The organism is Pseudomonas sp. KT_2_4 (genome assembly GCF_041410225.1).
Classification (GTDB): domain Bacteria; phylum Pseudomonadota; class Gammaproteobacteria; order Pseudomonadales; family Pseudomonadaceae; genus Aquipseudomonas; species Aquipseudomonas paracarnis.
On the sequence record NZ_CP166962.1, the window covers coordinates 3,587,668 to 3,603,658 of the forward strand.

Annotated in this window: 19 protein-coding genes; 10 read left to right on the plus strand and 9 right to left on the minus strand. The window is 61.1% G+C overall.

Features of this window, described 5'->3' with window-relative positions:
- Positions 1 to 15: 15 nt before the first annotated feature.
- The 3 genes from AB9N64_RS16685 to AB9N64_RS16695 all read right to left on the minus strand — a co-directional run bounded on the left by AB9N64_RS16685 (position 16) and on the right by AB9N64_RS16695 (position 2,597).
- The gene (locus AB9N64_RS16685; protein WP_014720446.1) at positions 16 to 774 is read right to left on the minus strand and encodes a uroporphyrinogen-III synthase; all 759 of its coding nucleotides are present in this window, start codon (positions 772 to 774) and stop codon (positions 16 to 18) included.
- A complete protein-coding gene (hemC, locus tag AB9N64_RS16690) occupies positions 771 to 1,712 on the minus strand; it encodes a hydroxymethylbilane synthase (protein ID WP_019819816.1) in 942 nt (313 codons plus the stop codon). The genes AB9N64_RS16685 and hemC overlap by 4 nt, the downstream gene beginning before the upstream one ends.
- Before the next feature lie 138 nt (positions 1,713 to 1,850).
- Entirely contained in the window at positions 1,851 to 2,597 is a 747-nt protein-coding gene (locus AB9N64_RS16695) for a LytTR family DNA-binding domain-containing protein (protein ID WP_003195394.1), read from the minus strand.
- A gap of 501 nt (positions 2,598 to 3,098) precedes the next feature.
- On the opposite strand from AB9N64_RS16695, the gene argH reads away from it, so the two are divergent.
- A complete protein-coding gene (gene argH / locus AB9N64_RS16700) occupies positions 3,099 to 4,493 on the plus strand; it encodes an argininosuccinate lyase (protein WP_014720448.1) in 1,395 nt (464 codons plus the stop codon).
- Between the two features lie 96 nt (positions 4,494 to 4,589).
- Here argH and AB9N64_RS16705 read toward each other — a convergent pair whose 3' ends face one another.
- Complete coding sequence (locus tag AB9N64_RS16705) at positions 4,590 to 5,249, minus strand: glutathione S-transferase family protein (RefSeq protein ID WP_014720449.1); 660 nt, start codon at positions 5,247 to 5,249, stop codon at positions 4,590 to 4,592.
- 125 nt (positions 5,250 to 5,374) lie between these two features.
- Between AB9N64_RS16705 and AB9N64_RS16710 the strand changes: the two genes are divergently transcribed.
- The 3 genes from AB9N64_RS16710 to AB9N64_RS16720 all read left to right on the plus strand — a co-directional run bounded on the left by AB9N64_RS16710 (position 5,375) and on the right by AB9N64_RS16720 (position 9,017).
- On the plus strand, positions 5,375 to 5,659 hold the full coding sequence (locus AB9N64_RS16710) for a hypothetical protein (RefSeq protein ID WP_014720450.1): 285 nt from the start codon (positions 5,375 to 5,377) through the stop codon (positions 5,657 to 5,659).
- A 95-nt stretch (positions 5,660 to 5,754) separates the two neighbouring features.
- Positions 5,755 to 6,009, plus strand: coding sequence for a TIGR02647 family protein (locus tag AB9N64_RS16715; protein ID WP_014720451.1), 255 nt, complete (start codon positions 5,755 to 5,757; stop codon positions 6,007 to 6,009).
- Positions 6,010 to 6,176: 167 nt separating this feature from the next.
- Positions 6,177 to 9,017 carry a class I adenylate cyclase gene (locus AB9N64_RS16720; protein ID WP_122300680.1) on the plus strand — a complete coding sequence of 947 codons (2,841 nt, stop codon included), beginning with the start codon at positions 6,177 to 6,179 and terminating at the stop codon, positions 9,015 to 9,017.
- On the opposite strand, the gene rnk is transcribed toward AB9N64_RS16720, so the two are convergent.
- The 3 genes from rnk to cyaY form a co-directional block, all read right to left on the minus strand.
- A complete protein-coding gene (gene rnk / locus AB9N64_RS16725; protein ID WP_014720453.1) occupies positions 9,014 to 9,427 on the minus strand; it encodes a nucleoside diphosphate kinase regulator in 414 nt (137 codons plus the stop codon). The genes AB9N64_RS16720 and rnk overlap by 4 nt on opposite strands.
- Positions 9,428 to 9,558: 131 nt before the next feature.
- Entirely contained in the window at positions 9,559 to 9,777 is a 219-nt protein-coding gene (locus AB9N64_RS16730; protein WP_032873896.1) for a DUF1289 domain-containing protein, read from the minus strand.
- A gap of 2 nt (positions 9,778 to 9,779) precedes the next feature.
- Positions 9,780 to 10,112: an iron donor protein CyaY gene (cyaY, locus tag AB9N64_RS16735; RefSeq protein WP_014720455.1), complete on the minus strand. Its 333-nt coding sequence runs from the start codon at positions 10,110 to 10,112 to the stop codon at positions 9,780 to 9,782.
- 238 nt (positions 10,113 to 10,350) lie between these two features.
- On the opposite strand from cyaY, the gene AB9N64_RS16740 reads away from it, so the two are divergent.
- From AB9N64_RS16740 to AB9N64_RS16765, 6 genes are read left to right on the plus strand one after another with little or no spacing between them, the layout of a single operon-like run.
- Positions 10,351 to 10,518, plus strand: a complete 168-nt coding sequence (locus AB9N64_RS16740) for a lipoprotein (RefSeq protein ID WP_003195417.1) — start codon at positions 10,351 to 10,353, stop codon at positions 10,516 to 10,518.
- A 14-nt stretch (positions 10,519 to 10,532) separates the two neighbouring features.
- On the plus strand, positions 10,533 to 11,780 hold the full coding sequence (gene lysA, locus AB9N64_RS16745; protein ID WP_371359540.1) for a diaminopimelate decarboxylase: 1,248 nt from the start codon (positions 10,533 to 10,535) through the stop codon (positions 11,778 to 11,780).
- A 3-nt stretch (positions 11,781 to 11,783) separates the two neighbouring features.
- Positions 11,784 to 12,614, plus strand: coding sequence for a diaminopimelate epimerase (gene dapF, locus AB9N64_RS16750; RefSeq protein ID WP_014720457.1), 831 nt, complete (start codon positions 11,784 to 11,786; stop codon positions 12,612 to 12,614).
- A gap of 13 nt (positions 12,615 to 12,627) precedes the next feature.
- Positions 12,628 to 13,344: a DUF484 family protein gene (locus AB9N64_RS16755; RefSeq protein ID WP_014720458.1), complete on the plus strand. Its 717-nt coding sequence runs from the start codon at positions 12,628 to 12,630 to the stop codon at positions 13,342 to 13,344.
- A gap of 2 nt (positions 13,345 to 13,346) precedes the next feature.
- Entirely contained in the window at positions 13,347 to 14,246 is a 900-nt protein-coding gene (xerC, locus tag AB9N64_RS16760; RefSeq protein ID WP_014720459.1) for a tyrosine recombinase XerC, read from the plus strand.
- Positions 14,243 to 14,938: an HAD family hydrolase gene (locus AB9N64_RS16765; RefSeq protein WP_014720460.1), complete on the plus strand. Its 696-nt coding sequence runs from the start codon at positions 14,243 to 14,245 to the stop codon at positions 14,936 to 14,938. The genes xerC and AB9N64_RS16765 overlap by 4 nt, the downstream gene beginning before the upstream one ends.
- A gap of 127 nt (positions 14,939 to 15,065) precedes the next feature.
- Here AB9N64_RS16765 and sutA read toward each other — a convergent pair whose 3' ends face one another.
- Positions 15,066 to 15,398 (minus strand): transcriptional regulator SutA, encoded by a 333-nt coding sequence (gene sutA / locus AB9N64_RS16770; protein ID WP_014720461.1) that lies wholly within the window; start codon positions 15,396 to 15,398, stop codon positions 15,066 to 15,068.
- A gap of 102 nt (positions 15,399 to 15,500) precedes the next feature.
- On the minus strand, positions 15,501 to 15,926 hold the full coding sequence (locus tag AB9N64_RS16775; protein WP_003195429.1) for a secondary thiamine-phosphate synthase enzyme YjbQ: 426 nt from the start codon (positions 15,924 to 15,926) through the stop codon (positions 15,501 to 15,503).
- Between the last annotated feature and the right edge of the window lie 65 nt (positions 15,927 to 15,991).

A 15,991-nucleotide genomic window follows, 5' to 3' on the forward strand; every position in this document is an offset into this window, starting at 1 on the left:
TCCGTCCTTTGCGTATCAGAGAGTGGGAACGGGATAGCTCCCTAACGCCACTAACAAAGCCGCGGCACTCGCGCCGCGACAATCCACAACTTTTTCTGCACCCGCGGCCCGCGCCATTTCATATACACGCGGGCTGGGCACGAACAACGGCAGCTGTGCCACCTCTGGCCAATCGGGGCCGGCTAACGCGTGCAGGTGTAAAAAACCCTGCCCACTGCTGACCACCAGGCCGTTCAAGCGTTCCAACTGGATGCGTTGCATCAACGCGCCCTTCTCATACACCGGAAGAAAACGCCGATACAATTCCAGGTAATCGACACTAGCACCTTGCTCGCGTAAACGCTCTGCCAGCAACTCACGCCCGCCCTCGCCGCGCAGGATCAACACCCGGGCACCCGGCGCTGCAATAGCCTCGCGCAAGGCGGGCAGTTCAAGCAAGGCCTCGCTGTCATCGCCCGTGGCGGGAAAGTGAACGTTGAGGCCATGATCGGCCAATATCTGGGCCGTGGCCGCGCCGACACTGAACCAGGGCATTGGCGGCACACTGCCCCCCAACCGCAGCAACGCCAGGCGCGCAGCCGGCTTGCTCACCACGATGACGGCGCGATAGCGCGGCAGCGCGCCGAACACCGCGTGTTGCTCTGCGGTCACCGGCAAGGCTTCAGTCTCCAGCAAAGGCAGGCAGTTGCTGTGAATACCGCTCTGGGCTAATAACGCCGCCAGGGCCGTCGACTCCTCGGCAGGCCGCGTCAGCAGCACTCGCCAGTCGGTCACTGCGGGCCGGCCTCGCCATAGACTTTTTGCAAAATGGTACCCGCGCCTTTTTCCAGCAACGCTTCGGCGACCTGAATCCCCAAGGCCGTGGCATCACGTTGCGGCCCACGTACCTCGGCGGTCAGCAGGTTACCGCCGTCCGGATCACCAACCAGGCCACGCAGCCACAGGTTCTCACCCTCGAGTACGGCATAGCAGGCGATGGGCACCTGGCAGCCACCGTTGAGGTGTTTGTTCAAGGCACGCTCGGCGGTGACGCGCACTTCGGTGTCTGCGTGATCGAGAGGTTTTAGCAGCGCATGAATTTCGCTGTCGGCGGTGCGGCATTCGATTCCGACTGCGCCCTGCCCGCCAGCGGGCAGGCTGTCTTCGACGCTGATGGCCGAGGTGATGCGGTCTTCAAAGCCCAGGCGGATCAAGCCGGCAGCGGCGAGGATGATCGCGTCGTATTCGCCGGCGTCGAGCTTGGCCAGGCGCGTGTTGACGTTGCCACGCAAAAAGCGGATCTGCAGGTCGGGACGCCGCGTCAGCAACTGGGCCTGGCGACGCAGGCTGGAGGTGCCAACGATACTGCCCAGCGGCAATTCGTCCAGGGACGCGAAGGTGTTGGAAACGAAGGCGTCGCGCGGGTCTTCGCGCTCGCAGATACAAAAAAGGCCCAGGCCTTCAGGGAAGTCCATGGGCACGTCTTTCATCGAATGCACGGCGATGTCGGCTTCGTTGTCCAGCAGCGCAGTTTCCAACTCCTTGACGAACAGGCCCTTGCCGCCGATTTTCGACAATGGCGAGTCCAGCAGCTTGTCGCCGCGACTGACCATGGGCACCAGGGAGACCTTGAGGCCGGGATGGGCCTGTTCAAGGCGTGCTTTGACGTATTCGGCCTGCCACAAGGCCAAGGCGCTTTTACGGGTGGCGATGCGGATTTCGCGAGAGGACATGGATCAATCCGTACTGAATAGATACGGCGGATAATAACAGCTCAGGCAAATACGCTTTGATTTGAATCAGCAAGTGCGGGGCCTCCCTGGCCACGTCGCACCGGGATAAGGAATGCAGACCGCGCCGCAACCCTTGGGCTAAAGCTGCTGCATCATCTTGCGCACGCCAGCGACATGGCGTCGGCTGACGATCAACGCATCGCCATTGAGCCCCTTCAGGAATAGCTGAAAGTGCCCCAGGGGCGTGCGCTGCAGGCGCTCGATGCGTTCACGGGCGACCAGCGCGTTGCGATGAATGCGCACGAAACGCTCGCCAAACTCGTCTTCAAGCGCCTTGAGCGGTTCATCAAGCAACACTTCACCGGTCTCGTGGCGCAAGGTCACGTATTTGTGATCGGCAATAAAGTAAACCACCTGGCCGAGTGGGATCAGCTCGATGCCCTTGCGGGTACGTGCGCTGATATGGCTGCGTGGCCCGTTACCACTTTGCGCAGCCGGTTGCGTCAAGGCAGCCAGTTGGGCGCGGCTGGGACGCTCGGCTTTTTTCAAGGCTTTGAGCAAGGCTTCGGCAGTGGCCGGCTTGACGAGAAAACTGACACCGCTGTCTTCCAGCGCTTGTGCAGAAAACTCATCCTGCGCCGCACACAACACCACGGCGGGCGGCGATTCGCGTTCGCTCAAGCGGGCGGCGACCTGCAGGCCATCAAAGCCCGGCATGCGGATATCGAGCAGCACTACATCCGGCTTGTGGCTGTCGATCAGCGTCAACGCCTCTTCGCCGCTGGTGGCGCTCGGTTCAAGGACTGTATAACCCTCGAGTTCACTGACCAGACGGCTCAGTCGCTCGCGGGCTTGGGGTTCGTCATCAACGATCAGGACATTCATATTGCGCTGGATTCCTGCGTGAGTCTCGCACAAGGATAGCGTAGACAGGTGCGGTGACTGACGTCACAGCGATCCACGCTAAGACTAGCGCGAGCGGCAAAAAGTGCCCTGAGAATGGCACCCAAATTTACCCGGACCTGTTCAATAGCGCCCAAGACCCGCTGCCTTCGGGCATCGTCGTAGGGTTCACTGATAAACAATCCGAATACCCCCCTGTTTAATGGATAGTCTGGTTATGACCGCATCACCCGACTTTGGTGCATTCACACACTATCAGTCCAACTGTAGACGCTCACTGAGGCGACATTGCTCAATCGTCAAATATCGTTTCAATAAGTACCTGCCCCCAGTCTCGTCCCGGATGCGGTCGGCGGCAAGGCACTTAGCCATCTCTTACACAAATAAAATTGCCGATCACCCGCAGCACCGCCTCCACGGGCAACCCTGTTATGATCGCCGGCACACCTTCATGCCTCTTTTAAGCAGATCACGAGCGAATCCATGAGCACCGACAAGACCAACCAGTCCTGGGGCGGCCGCTTCAGTGAACCCGTCGACGCCTTCGTCGCGCGCTTCACCGCCTCCGTCACCTTCGATCAACGCCTGTACCGCCACGACATCATGGGCTCCATCGCCCACGCCACGATGCTGGCCAAGGTCGGCGTGCTGACCGACGCCGAGCGTGACAGCATCATCGACGGCCTGACCACCATCCGCGGTGAGATCGAGGCAGGGACGTTCGACTGGCGCGTCGACCTGGAAGACGTGCACATGAACATCGAGGCACGCCTGACCGATCGCATCGGCGTGACCGGCAAAAAATTGCACACTGGCCGTAGCCGTAACGATCAGGTCGCCACCGATATCCGCCTGTGGCTGCGCGATGAGATCGACCTGATCCTGGGCGAAATCACCCGCCTGCAAAAAGGTTTGCTGGAGCAGGCCGAGCGTGAATCGGACACCATCATGCCCGGCTTCACTCACCTGCAGACCGCACAGCCTGTGACCTTCGGCCACCACCTGCTGGCCTGGTTCGAAATGCTCAGCCGCGACTACGAGCGCCTGGTCGATTGCCGCAAGCGTGCCAACCGCATGCCGCTGGGCAGCGCTGCACTGGCCGGCACCACTTACCCGATTGACCGTGAGTACACCGCACAGCTGCTGGGCTTTGACGCCGTGGGCGGCAACTCCCTGGACGGCGTGTCGGACCGGGACTTCGCCATCGAATTCTGCGCCGCCGCCAGCATCGCGATGATGCATCTGTCGCGCTTCTCCGAAGAGCTGGTGCTATGGACCAGCGCGCAATTCCAGTTCATAGACCTGCCGGACCGCTTCTGCACCGGCAGCTCGATCATGCCGCAAAAGAAAAATCCCGACGTGCCAGAGTTGGTGCGTGGCAAGAGCGGCCGTGTATTTGGTGCACTGATGGGCCTGCTGACCCTGATGAAAGGCCAACCATTGGCCTACAACAAGGACAACCAGGAAGACAAGGAACCGCTCTTCGACGCCGCCGATACCCTGCGCGACTCGTTGCGTGCCTTTGCCGACATGATTCCGGCGATCAAGCCCAAGCATACGATCATGCGTGAAGCGGCCCTGCGCGGGTTCTCTACCGCGACCGACCTGGCGGACTACCTGGTGCGCCGGGGCCTGCCGTTCCGTGACTGCCACGAAATTGTCGGCCACGCCGTGAAGTACGGTGTGGACACCGGCAAGGACTTGGCGGAAATGAGCCTGGAAGAACTGCGCCAGTTCAGCGACCAGATCGAGCAGGATGTGTTTGCCGTGCTGACCCTGGAAGGCTCGGTGAATGCCCGTAATCATGTGGGCGGCACTGCGCCGGCACAGGTCAAGGCGGCGGTCGTGCGCGGCCAGCAATTGCTCGCCAGCCGCTAAAATTGTGGGAGGGGGCTTGCTCCCGAAGACGGTGTATCAGACAAGAAAATCTTAGCTGACCCACCGCCTTCGGGAGCAAGCCCCCTCCCACATTGGTTATTTCTTGGCCGCAATCATCGCCATGAATGCCGGCATCGCCGCCTGCCTGTCCGCCTCTACCTTCTGCGCATTGGGCATCCCATTCAGGCGCGCCAACAAGGCTTTCGCCTTCGGCAACGGCTCCAGCAGATCCAGCCCAAACAGCTTCTCGCCCACACCGCAGGCCAGGTTCAGGCTGTACATGAAATACAGGTCCGCAAGGGTGAAGCTCTCCCCCGCCACATAAGGCGCGAACTTCCCGTGCCGGCCTAAGGTACCTACTCCAAGCAGCAGCTCGGCCCTGGACTTCTCCTTGATCGCCTCCGGCACCGCCATGCCGAAAAAAGCCTCGGCGAAACACGCCCGCGCAGGCAGTTCGATGTACAGCTCGATCTCACGGCACAGCGCCAGCACCTGAGCCCGCGCAAACGGGTCGGCGGGCAACAGCGCCGGACCTTCCTGGGTCTGTTCGAGGTATTCGAGAATGACGCTGGTTTCGTTGATGAACCCCTGCTTCACACCCAGCACCGGCACTTTGCCGCGGGGGCTTACCGCCAAGGCTTCGGGAGTTTGCCCAGCATAAAAAGGCACCTCTTCGAAGGGCAGTCCTTTCTCCAATAGCGCCAGCTTGACCATGTTGTAGTAGTTGCTGACCGAAAATCCGTAAAGCTTGAGCATCGCAAAGCCTCCAGGCCGGGTGTGGGGTTGGCTGCAAGAGTTATAGATCCTCGAGGGCACCCTGACCAGCAGCATCACCCACCTGAATGGGGGTAGACTGACGCCCTTTCCTTGAGGAGCCTGCCATGAGCGAGCCGACCGATATCGACAACGACGAAGAAGAATTCACCGAGACCACGCTGATCGAAGCCATCGAGAACCAGATCGAGAGCGATAACCCGCCAGCGGCCAAGGCTACGTTCAACAAACTGACCCTGGTGGGTTACGAGCGCGAAGATATCCTGAATCTGATGGCTCACGTGCTGGCGTTCGAGATCGACGCCATGCTCGAAGATGACCGCGCCTTCAATACCGAGTGGTATGAAACGGCACTGCGGGCACTGCCCGAGCTGCCGCCGGAAAAGGAATAACCCCGGCACGCAGCAACACGCTGGACAGTTCGGCAAAGTGCGTTCACCTTATGGCCTGCTAGCCTCTAATAAATTTTAGAAAGTCTGGAGTCCTTATGTCGTATACCCCTGAGTTGGTTGCCGAACTGGAAATCCTTGTACTCTTCCCCTTGGACAGCACCAAGGAAGGCTTGAAAGTCCATCAGACTGCCGCCCCTACTGCCATCGCCGCTGCCAAGCGCCTCCATGCCAAAGGGCTGATTGACCAACCGGACGGGGGCTACCTGACGAGCCTTGGCCGGGACGCTGCCGAGCAAGCCCAAACCCTGCTGACCATCCTGACCACTGCCAACACCAAAGAAGCCGCCTGATACTTGATACCGCCCATGGAGTCCGCCGCCTGCGGATTCCGCGGGTGTTGCTGCGCGGCATACGAAATTCTGACGCCAAAAAGCCACTTCCCTCTAAAACTCCTACGCTACTGTCTGTAAACTCCTGCATGGCCGCCCGCGTCGGGCTGCGAGCCACCGAGTTCGACATGACCCGCACCCATGAAATCCGCCCCGATCTGGACGAAGGCATCGACCGTAAGGTGCTGACCCAACTGCGCGCGCGTTTCATGACCCTCAATCAAGGCCGCATGGCCCGGGCCGTCGAGGGGCTGACGCCACGCCAGCAAAGCGTGCTGGCTTTGTTGCCGCTGTTTTTCCACGTCAATCATCCGCTGTTGCCGGGCTATGTCTCCAGTAACACACCGGCTGGCCTGTCGAATTTCGAACCGGACGCCCAGGCCTTGGCCGATGCCCAACGCCTGACCCGCTCGTTCTCCTATAAACCGCGCCATGGCAACCCGCCTACGCCGATCCACGGTTTGTTCCTGATGGGCAGCCTTGGCACGCTGGCGCAGGCCGATCAAAGCGATATGGACGTGTGGGTATGCCACGCTCCCGACCTGAGCGAGACCGAGCTGGCCGAGCTGCGCAAAAAGTGCCAACTGCTGGAAACCTGGGCCTTGAGCATGGGCGCCGAGGCGCATTTCTTCCTGATCGACCCGACGCGCTTTGTGTTGGGTGATCGCGATACGCCACTGAGTTCCGACGACTGCGGCACCACCCAGCACTACCTGCTGCTGGATGAGTTCTATCGCACCGCGATCTGGCTGGCCGGGCGCACCCCCATCTGGTGGCTGGTACCGGTCTACGAAGAAAACCGCTACGCCGAATTTACTCACGCCCTGGTGTCCAAGCGCTTCATCCGCGCCGATGAAACCCTCGACCTCGGCCATCTGGCTCATATTCCTCCGGGGGAGTTTATTGGCGCCGGGCTGTGGCAACTGTTCAAGGGCATCGAGTCGCCCTATAAATCGGTGCTCAAGCTGCTGCTGACCGAGGTCTACGCCAGCGAACACCCGAAGGTGCAATGCCTGAGCCTGCGCTTCAAACAGGCGGTGTTCAGCCATCAGGTAGACCTGGATGAGCTGGACCCGTACATCATGGTCTACCGCCGCATCGAGGAATACCTCAAGGCCCGCAACGAGCTGGAGCGCCTGGAACTGGTGCGCCGCAGCCTGTACCTGAAGGTCAACCGCAAGCTCAGCGCCGGCCAGCGCACCGCCGGTTGGCAACGGCAGCTGCTGGAACGCCTGGCGCATGAGTGGGGCTGGGACACGCGCCAACTGGCCCTGCTGGACAGCCGCAGCCAATGGAAAGTGCGCCAGGTAGCCTCCGAGCGCCGTGCTCTGGTCAATGAGTTGAACTACAGCTACCGCTTCCTCACCCAGTTCACCCGCAGCGAACACACCGCCAGCGCGGTCAATAAACGCGAACTCAATGTACTGGGCCGCCGCTTGTATGCGGCGTTCGAGCGCAAGGCCGGCAAGGTCGAGTTCATCAACCCCGGCATCGCCCCGGACCTGGCCGAAGACACTTTGACCCTGGTGCAGTCGCCCAACCGCAAGGAGCCGGGCCAGCACCATTGGGGCCTGTATAACGGCAACCTTACCGCTCTGGAGTGGGAACACTTCGCCCCGATCAAACGCAGCCGCGACCTGCTGGAAATGCTCACCTGGTGCCATCGCAACGGCGTGATCGACAGCAGCACCCGCCTGGCGCTGCACCCCGGCACCAGCGACATGACCGAGTTCGAGCTGTTCAACCTATTGGGCAGCCTGCAACAGACCATCGCCCTGCCCCTGTCCAGTGTCGATGAGAGCCGCTTGCTGCGCCCGGCAGTGCCGGAAGAGGTGCTGCTGTTGATCAACGTTGGGGTTGACCCGCTCAAACATCATCGCGACCTGAATATCCTGATGACCACAGAGCGCACCGACTCCCTGAGCTATGCCGGCGTGCGCGACAATCTGGTGCTGACCCTGGACCAGGTCACGCTCAACAGCTGGAACGAAGTGATGGTCAGCCGCTATGACGGCCCCCACGCCCTGCTCGACTGCCTGCGCGACTACCTCAACCAACTGCCCTCGAACCATCTGCCACGCCTGCGAGTGCGTTGTTTTTGTCACAACCGGGCACAGTTCATTGCCCAGCGGGTGGAAGAGGTATTCGACACCGCGCAGCATCTGCTGCTCGGCCAGGGCAATCATCGCTACCTGCTCCAGGTGCAGCAGCATTATCACGTCATGGAACTGGTACCGGGCCAGGCCACCCATGTGTCACTGCCGACCCAGGACGCGCTGATCGCCTACCTCAGCGAGGAGCTGGTCAGCTATAGCCCGTGGCACCTGGACGCCATGGCCTTGGAAGACCACGACCTGGCGCTGCTGCTGCCCATGGGCCAAGCCGAGTGTGTGCAGGTGTTCTACCGCGTTAATGAAGGCTTCGCCGACGTCTACGTGCTCGACGAATTCAACGCGCTCTGGCAACAGCGCTTGCCATTTCATGATGAGCAAAGCCTGTTGGCGCCGTTGCAGCGCTTTTTGCAATCGATCCTGTATCGCCGCGAAGCACTATCGTCCCTGGACACCCAGCAACCCGCGGGCGAGATACAGATCCTGTATTACCAACTGTTGCCATCGGGCAGCGGCCGTGCGCGGGGCGTTGAGCCAAGGCCGGCCCCGCAAGACCCGGCCAACAAGGCGTTTTATGACGTGCAGGCCATTATCGGCAAAGGCACGCCAGGCCACGTAGGGATCACCCTGTACTGCAATCAGCGGGAGTTTTCCGAACTGGAATTTGGCGACCAGCTGTTTACGGTGGTCGCCCGGGAGATCGTCGGGCAACGTCGGGAAACCGAGCGTTACCGCTGCTATATCACTGATCTGGATCTGTCGGGGCTGCTCGGTGATGTGCAAAGCCCAAGCAATCTGTACCTGCGCTATAAAGCCGAACTGGAACAGTCACTCAATGCGGCCTTGAATCAGGTTTAGAGCGGGAAGGCGCCGCCATCTTTGGGCTGGCCTTCGACGCTGAGCAATTCCAGCTTCAAGGTCTTGCCGCCTGGCGCCGGCCAGTCGATGTGCTGGCCCACTTGCAGGCCGAGCAATGCGCTGCCCACGGGTGCCATGATCGAAATCTTGCCTTCGTCGGCGTTCGCGTGCTTGGGGTAGACCAGCGTCAGGTGATAGTCCTTGCCGCTGCTTTGCTCACGGCAATGCACGCTGGAGTTCATGGTCACGACACCCGCAGGCACTTCATCGTGACCAACCACGTCTTCGGCGCGGTCGAGTTCGGCTTGCAACGCTCGGGCGCCGGGAAACTCGTCGCCCAAGCGGTCGATCAGTTGCTCCAGACGCTGCACGTCAAGACGGGTAAGAATGATGGACGGTGCGGTGGTCATGATTCAGGCAGACTCCTTTTTTCTGCACAAAAAAGCAAAACCCCGCCAGGAAAAGGCGGGGTTCTCACGGACCTCGATGAATGGAGGTGTATCCGGACACTACCACAGCGACACAAATAAACAAGACGCCGTCAGGCGCTCGCCTTGCGCTGTTCAGCCTCGGCGCAGATCACCCGGCGCCGCGCATCGTCGGCAGAGCGCCATTCCCGGATGTCTTCCACGTGGCGGAAGCAGCCCAGGCAGACTTTCTGCTCGTCCAGGCGACACAAACTGATACAAGGTGACGGCACTGCCGGGCTGACATTGCTAAACAGCGGCTTGGGCGGGCGTACGGTTGCAGGCTCACTCACCATCAGACCTCGTCGAAATCCAGCTCGACGCCGGTGTATTCCTGGACCAGTCGGGTGAGCATCTCACCCAGCAACTCTTCACTCTTGTCGCACTGCCATTTGCCGCTTTCTTCATCGTAGTCGAAGTGAACGCCACCGGAGCGCGCCGCCAGCCACAGCTGACGCAGAGGCTCCTGGCGACTGAAGATCAATTGCGGGCCAGTCTCGAACTTGACGGTCAGCACACCGGCCGAGTTTTCCAGATCCACATCCAGGTCGCTGTCGTCGAAAATATCTTCCAGCTTCTCCTGGGTGGCATCCACCAGGTCGTGAAAACGGGCTTCGGTCAAACTCATTGTGGCAACCTCAAAAGTGTCTGGTTTTGCTCAAGCGCCGCACGATACGGGCGAGCCTCGCCGATTGCAAAGGATACTGATTTCATCACGGATGACGGTACGAAATATCCCCAGGCATCGTAGCCTGCTTCCCTACTGTCTCGGCAAACCCCCGCCGGACGGGTGTTGCGGCGCATAGGCAAGCTGGCGGGTGGTCGGTATACTCGGGCGCAATTAATGCATATTCAAGGATTTCGCCATGAAGCGCCTGATCTCTTCCCTTGCTGCGCTCGTCGCGGTCGCTTGCCTCGTTAGTGCCTGTGGCCAGAAAGGCCCGTTGTACCTGCCGGATGACAGCAAAGATCCAAACGAACAGGCGCAATCGTCGCAAAAGCCGTCAAAAGCCCATAAGCACGACACCTACTAAGTTAAGGGAAACTTATGGACGCTTTTAACTACCGGGACGGCGAGCTGTTCGCGGAAGGCGTGGCCTTGTCCGCGATTGCCCAGCGCTTCGGCACCCCGACCTATGTGTACTCGCGTGCGCATATCGAAGCCCAATACCGCTCGTTCACCGACGCCCTCGACGGCGTGCCGCACCTGGTGTGCTACGCAGTCAAGGCCAACTCCAACCTGGGTGTACTCAATGTCCTGGCGCGTCTTGGCGCTGGTTTTGACATCGTGTCCCGTGGCGAGCTGGAACGCGTACTGGCCGCCGGTGGCCAGGCGGACAAAATCGTCTTCTCCGGCGTCGGCAAGAGCCGCGAAGACATGCGCCACGCCCTGGAAGTCGGCGTGCATTGCTTCAACGTCGAATCCACCGACGAACTGGAGCGCCTGCAAGTCGTTGCCGCCGAAATGGGCGTTCGCGCGCCGATCTCCCTGCGCGTCAACCCGGATGTCGACGCCGGCACCCACCCGTACATCTCCACCGGTCTCAAAGAGAACAAGTTCGGCATTGCCATCGCCGACGCCGAGGACGTGTACATCCGCGCAGCCCAACTGCCGAACCTGGAAGTGCTGGGCGTCGACTGCCATATCGGCTCGCAACTGACCACCCTGCCACCGTTCCTGGATGCCCTCGACCGCCTGCTGGCCTTGATCGACCGCCTCGGCGAGTGCGGCATCTACCTGCACCACATCGACCTCGGTGGTGGCGTGGGCGTGCGTTATCGCGATGAAGAGCCGCCACTGATTGCCGACTATATCCAGGCCGTGCGCGAACGCATCGAAGGCCGCGACCTGACGCTGATGTTCGAGCCGGGCCGCTACATCGTCGCCAACGCTGGCGTGTTGCTGACCCAGGTCGAGTACCTCAAGCATACCGAACACAAGGATTTCGCCATCGTCGATGCGGCGATGAACGACCTGATCCGCCCGGCGCTGTACCAGGCCTGGATGGATGTCACCGCCGTGACGCCGCGCACAAGCGAAGCCCGCGCCTATGACATCGTCGGGCCCATCTGCGAGACCGGCGACTTCCTCGCCAAGGATCGTGAGTTGGCGCTTGAGGAAGGTGATCTGCTGGCCGTGCATTCGGCCGGTGCCTACGGGTTTGTCATGAGTTCCAACTACAACACCCGCGGGCGTACCGCCGAGGTGCTGGTGGACGGTGATCAAGCATTTGAAGTGCGTCGCCGCGAGACGGTAGCCGAGTTGTATGCTGGCGAAAGCCTGCTGCCGGAGTAAGCCATGCTGCTGCGTTTTACCAAGATGCACGGGCTGGGTAATGATTTCATGGTCCTCGACCTGGTCAGCCAGCACGCGCACATCCTGCCCAAGCACGCCAAACAGTGGGGTGATCGCCACACCGGGATCGGTTTCGACCAGTTGCTGCTGGTCGAGGCGCCGAGCAACCCGGAGGTGGATTTCCGCTACCGGATCTTCAACTCCGACGGTTCCGAAGTGGAACAGTGCGGCAACGGCGCGCGCTGCTTTGCGCGCTTTGTGCTCGACAAGCGTCTGACTGCCAAACGCCAGATTCGCGTCGAAACCAAAGGCGGCGTGATCGAACTGGACATCCGCAACGATGGCCAGATCAGCGTCAACATGGGCGCCCCACGCCTGGTGCCGGCGGATATTCCGTTCCAGGCCAGCGAGCAGGCCACCAGTTATGCACTGGATGTAGACGGCAAGACCGTCGACATCGCCGCCGTGTCCATGGGCAACCCTCATGCAGTGCTGCGGGTCACCGACATCAATAACGCCCCCGTGCACGAACTGGGGCCGAAGATCGAACATCACCCGCGCTTTCCGGCAAGGGCCAATGTGGGCTTCCTGCAGGTGATCGACCGCAACCGTGCGCAATTGCGCGTATGGGAACGCGGCGTCGGCGAAACCCAGGCTTGCGGCACCGGTGCTTGCGCCGCTGCCGTGGCTGCGATCAGCCAGGGGTGGATGGATTCGCCGCTGTTGATCGACCTGCCCGGCGGACGTTTGTCCATCGAATGGGCAGGCCCTGGCCACCCGGTGATGATGACCGGGCCGGCCTCGCGCGTATACGAAGGACAGGTCCGTCTATGAGTGAGCCAAGCTAATGACCGATAAGCCTCAAGTACCCGCACACGCTACCCCGAGTGAAAGCCTGGAGGCCGCTGCTGTCGCGGCGTACCTTGAGGCTAACCCGGACTTCTTCGTCGAGCACGAAGAACTGCTGCCGGCCCTGCGCATCCCTCACCAGCGCGGCGATACCGTATCGCTGGTGGAGCGGCAGATGAAGATCCTGCGCGAGCGTAATATTGAAATGCGCCACCGGCTCTCGCATCTGATGGACGTGGCCCGCGACAACGACCGCTTGTTCGACAAGACCCGCCGCCTGATTCTGACCCTGATGGATGCCACCAGCCTGGAAGAAACGGTGATCGCCGTGGAAGACAGCCTGCGTGAGGATTTCCAGGTTCCCTTCGTCAGCCTGATCCTGTTCAGCGACAACCCGATGCCGGTGGGCCGCTGGGTCACAGGTGGCGAAGCGCAGACGGCCATCGGCGGCCTGCTGTCCGAAGGCAAGACCGTCAGCGGCACCTTGCGCGAGCATGAGCTGGACTTCCTGTTTGGCGCCGAACAGCGCAAGCAGATCGGCTCTACGGCCGTCATCGCCCTCAGCCATCAAGGCTTGCACGGGGTACTGGCCATCGCCAGCCGCGACCCGGCGCACTACAAAAGCTCGGTGGGCACGTTGTTCCTGACCTATATCGCCGAAGTGCTGGGCCGCGTCCTGCCACGCCACACCACCACCCTGCGCGCGGTGCGCTGATCATGGAGCGGCAACTGGACGCTTACTGCGCTCACCTGCGCAATGAGCGCCAGGTGTCGTCCCACACGCTGGAAGCTTATCGGCGGGACTTGAACAAGGTCCTGGCCTATTGCGAAAAGCAGCACGTCAGCAGCTGGAAGGCCCTGGATATCCAGGCCCTGCGCAGCCTGATCGCCCGGTTGCACCAACAGGGCCAATCCTCCCGCAGCCTGTCTCGCCTGCTGTCGGCGGTGCGCGGCCTCTATCACTACCTCAATCGCGAAGGGCTGTGCGACCACGACCCGGCCAATGGCCTGTCACCGCCCAAAGGCGAACGGCGCCTGCCCAAGACCCTGGACACAGACCGAGCCCTGCAATTGCTCGACGGTGCCGTCGAGGATGACTTCCTGGCCCATCGCGACCAGGCAATCCTCGAGCTGTTCTATTCCTCGGGCCTGCGCCTGTCGGAGCTGACGGGCCTGAACCTCGACCAGTTGGACCTCGCCGATGGCCTGGTGCAAGTGCTCGGCAAAGGCAGCAAGACGCGCGTACTGCCCGTGGGCAGGAAAGCCCGCGAAGCCTTGCAGCTATGGCTGCCGCTACGCCTTCTGACCAACCCGGCAGACGATGCCGTGTTTGTCAGCCAGCAAGGCCGGCGCCTGGGGCCGCGGGCGATTCAACTGCGGGTCAAGGCTGCCGGCGAGCGCGAGCTGGGGCAGAATCTGCACCCGCACATGTTGCGTCATTCCTTTGCCAGCCACCTGCTCGAATCCTCCCAGGACCTGCGCGCCGTGCAGGAGCTGCTCGGGCACTCGGATATCAAGACCACGCAAATCTACACCCACCTCGACTTCCAGCACCTGGCAACGGTGTACGACAGCGCCCATCCACGGGCCAAACGCATCAAGGGCGGCGACTCATGAGTATCAAGCTGATCACCTTCGACCTGGACGACACCCTCTGGGACAACGTACCTGTCATCATCAGCGCCGAAGCGTCGATGCGTGAATGGCTGGCGACCCACGCGTCCAAGGTCGGCGACCTGCCCCTTGAGCATTTTGCCAGCCTGCGCCAGCAGGTGCTGCAGCGTCATCCCGAACTCAAACACCGTATCAGCCTGCTGCGCCACCGCGTGTTGATGCATGCGTTCGAGGAGGCCGGTTATCCCCAACCTGAGGCCACAGAGATGGCGGATGTCTGCTTCGAAGCGTTCATCCACGCACGCCACCAACTCACCGTGTTTCCGGAAGCCGAGCCGATGCTCAAGGCGCTGCGCCAGCACTTCCTGCTCGGCGTGATCACCAATGGCAATGCCGATGTGCAGCGTGTGGGCCTGGCGGACTACTTTCACTTTGCCCTGCGCGCTGAAGATATCGGCATCGCCAAGCCGGACGCACGGCTGTTTCATGAAGCACTGCAACGTGGCGGTGTGGACGCCAGCGCGGCAGTGCATGTGGGCGATCATCCTGGGGATGACATCGCCGGCGCGCAGCAGGCGGGACTGCGGGCAGTGTGGTTCAACCCCACGGGCAAGGCCTGGGAGGGTGACAAGCGCCCGGATGCGCAGATTCGCAGCCTGACGGAGTTGCCGCCACTGCTGAGTCGCTGGAGCTAACACTGGCCCCAATGTGGGAGCTGGCTTGCCTGCTCCCACAGGGTATTGCAGCAAACCGGTAAATTGCTCCAGGCATGAAAAAGCCCGCAGCGACGGCGGGCTTTTTCTTACAAGCAGAAGGCAGACCTCAGATAGGTCGGCTTCCGTACTTGTTATCCGGCTTCTTCGGTGGATCAGCCACCACGTTGGCCTCGACTTCCTGCACTTTGCCGCCTTTAGCGAGGAATTCTTCCATCGCACGGGCCAGGGCATCGCGCTCTTTGTTCTTGGCTTCAACGCTCGGCAACTCGTCTACCGACACAGCCGCCTTGGCTTTGCCTTTGGCTTTGGGAGCCGCGTCATCGCCAACACTGTCATCGACGTCCTCAGCAACGTCTTCGGCCGCAACTTCAAGACCGTCTTCGGTGTCGTCTTCATCACCTACTTCGAGGTCGTCTTGTTCCAGATCATCGTCGCTCATGTTCTACCTCATGACTTGCGAAAAGCAGATTAGTTATAGCCCAGCTTCACCCTCTGTCGAGGTTGCCGGAAAAAAATCAACATCCACTGAATCACCAGTGGCTTATGCCCCTTCACCGTGCAAGGTGGCGAGGACTTTACGAGCACCGCCATGATCACGGTGCTCGCCCAGATAAACACCTTGCCAGGTCCCTATCGCCAAGCGGCCGGCCTTGACCGGCAAACTCAGCTGGCAGCCCAGCAGACTGGCCTTGAAGTGCGCCGGCAGATCATCCGGACCTTCGTCGTTATGTTCAAACCCTGCGCGACCTTGTGGCACCAGCAGGTTGAAAAAACGCTCGAAGTCACGGCGAACCGCCGGGTCGGCATTCTCGTTGACGGTCAACGAGGCCGAGGTGTGCTGCAGCCACAAATGCAACAGGCCCACACGGCACGCCTTCAATTCAGGCAAGCCGGCAAGCAACTCGTCCGTTACCAAGTGAAAGCCCCGGGGCTTGGCCCGCAGGGTAATCAGGGTCTGTTGCCACATACAGTTCTCCGCCCATCGGCGCGCATTCTAGCGCGCTCTGGGAAAAAACAAAGTGCCGAATACGC

What these genes read in the sequence shown, in the direction of transcription:
- hemC (WP_019819816.1), bottom strand. Translation starts at nt 1,712, where the DNA reads ATGTCCTCTCGCGAAATCCGCATCGCCACCCGTAAAAGCGCCTTGGCC.
- AB9N64_RS16695 (WP_003195394.1), bottom strand. Translation starts at nt 2,597, where the DNA reads ATGAATGTCCTGATCGTTGATGACGAACCCCAAGCCCGCGAGCGACTG.
- argH (WP_014720448.1), top strand. Translation starts at nt 3,099, where the DNA reads ATGAGCACCGACAAGACCAACCAGTCCTGGGGCGGCCGCTTCAGTGAA.
- AB9N64_RS16705 (WP_014720449.1), bottom strand. Translation starts at nt 5,249, where the DNA reads ATGCTCAAGCTTTACGGATTTTCGGTCAGCAACTACTACAACATGGTC.
- AB9N64_RS16710 (WP_014720450.1), top strand. Translation starts at nt 5,375, where the DNA reads ATGAGCGAGCCGACCGATATCGACAACGACGAAGAAGAATTCACCGAG.
- AB9N64_RS16715 (WP_014720451.1), top strand. Translation starts at nt 5,755, where the DNA reads ATGTCGTATACCCCTGAGTTGGTTGCCGAACTGGAAATCCTTGTACTC.
- AB9N64_RS16720 (WP_122300680.1), top strand. Translation starts at nt 6,177, where the DNA reads ATGACCCGCACCCATGAAATCCGCCCCGATCTGGACGAAGGCATCGAC.
- rnk (WP_014720453.1), bottom strand. Translation starts at nt 9,427, where the DNA reads ATGACCACCGCACCGTCCATCATTCTTACCCGTCTTGACGTGCAGCGT.
- cyaY (WP_014720455.1), bottom strand. Translation starts at nt 10,112, where the DNA reads ATGAGTTTGACCGAAGCCCGTTTTCACGACCTGGTGGATGCCACCCAG.
- AB9N64_RS16740 (WP_003195417.1), top strand. Translation starts at nt 10,351, where the DNA reads ATGAAGCGCCTGATCTCTTCCCTTGCTGCGCTCGTCGCGGTCGCTTGC.
- lysA (WP_371359540.1), top strand. Translation starts at nt 10,533, where the DNA reads ATGGACGCTTTTAACTACCGGGACGGCGAGCTGTTCGCGGAAGGCGTG.
- dapF (WP_014720457.1), top strand. Translation starts at nt 11,784, where the DNA reads ATGCTGCTGCGTTTTACCAAGATGCACGGGCTGGGTAATGATTTCATG.
- AB9N64_RS16755 (WP_014720458.1), top strand. Translation starts at nt 12,628, where the DNA reads ATGACCGATAAGCCTCAAGTACCCGCACACGCTACCCCGAGTGAAAGC.
- xerC (WP_014720459.1), top strand. Translation starts at nt 13,347, where the DNA reads ATGGAGCGGCAACTGGACGCTTACTGCGCTCACCTGCGCAATGAGCGC.
- AB9N64_RS16765 (WP_014720460.1), top strand. Translation starts at nt 14,243, where the DNA reads ATGAGTATCAAGCTGATCACCTTCGACCTGGACGACACCCTCTGGGAC.
- sutA (WP_014720461.1), bottom strand. Translation starts at nt 15,398, where the DNA reads ATGAGCGACGATGATCTGGAACAAGACGACCTCGAAGTAGGTGATGAA.
- AB9N64_RS16775 (WP_003195429.1), bottom strand. Translation starts at nt 15,926, where the DNA reads ATGTGGCAACAGACCCTGATTACCCTGCGGGCCAAGCCCCGGGGCTTT.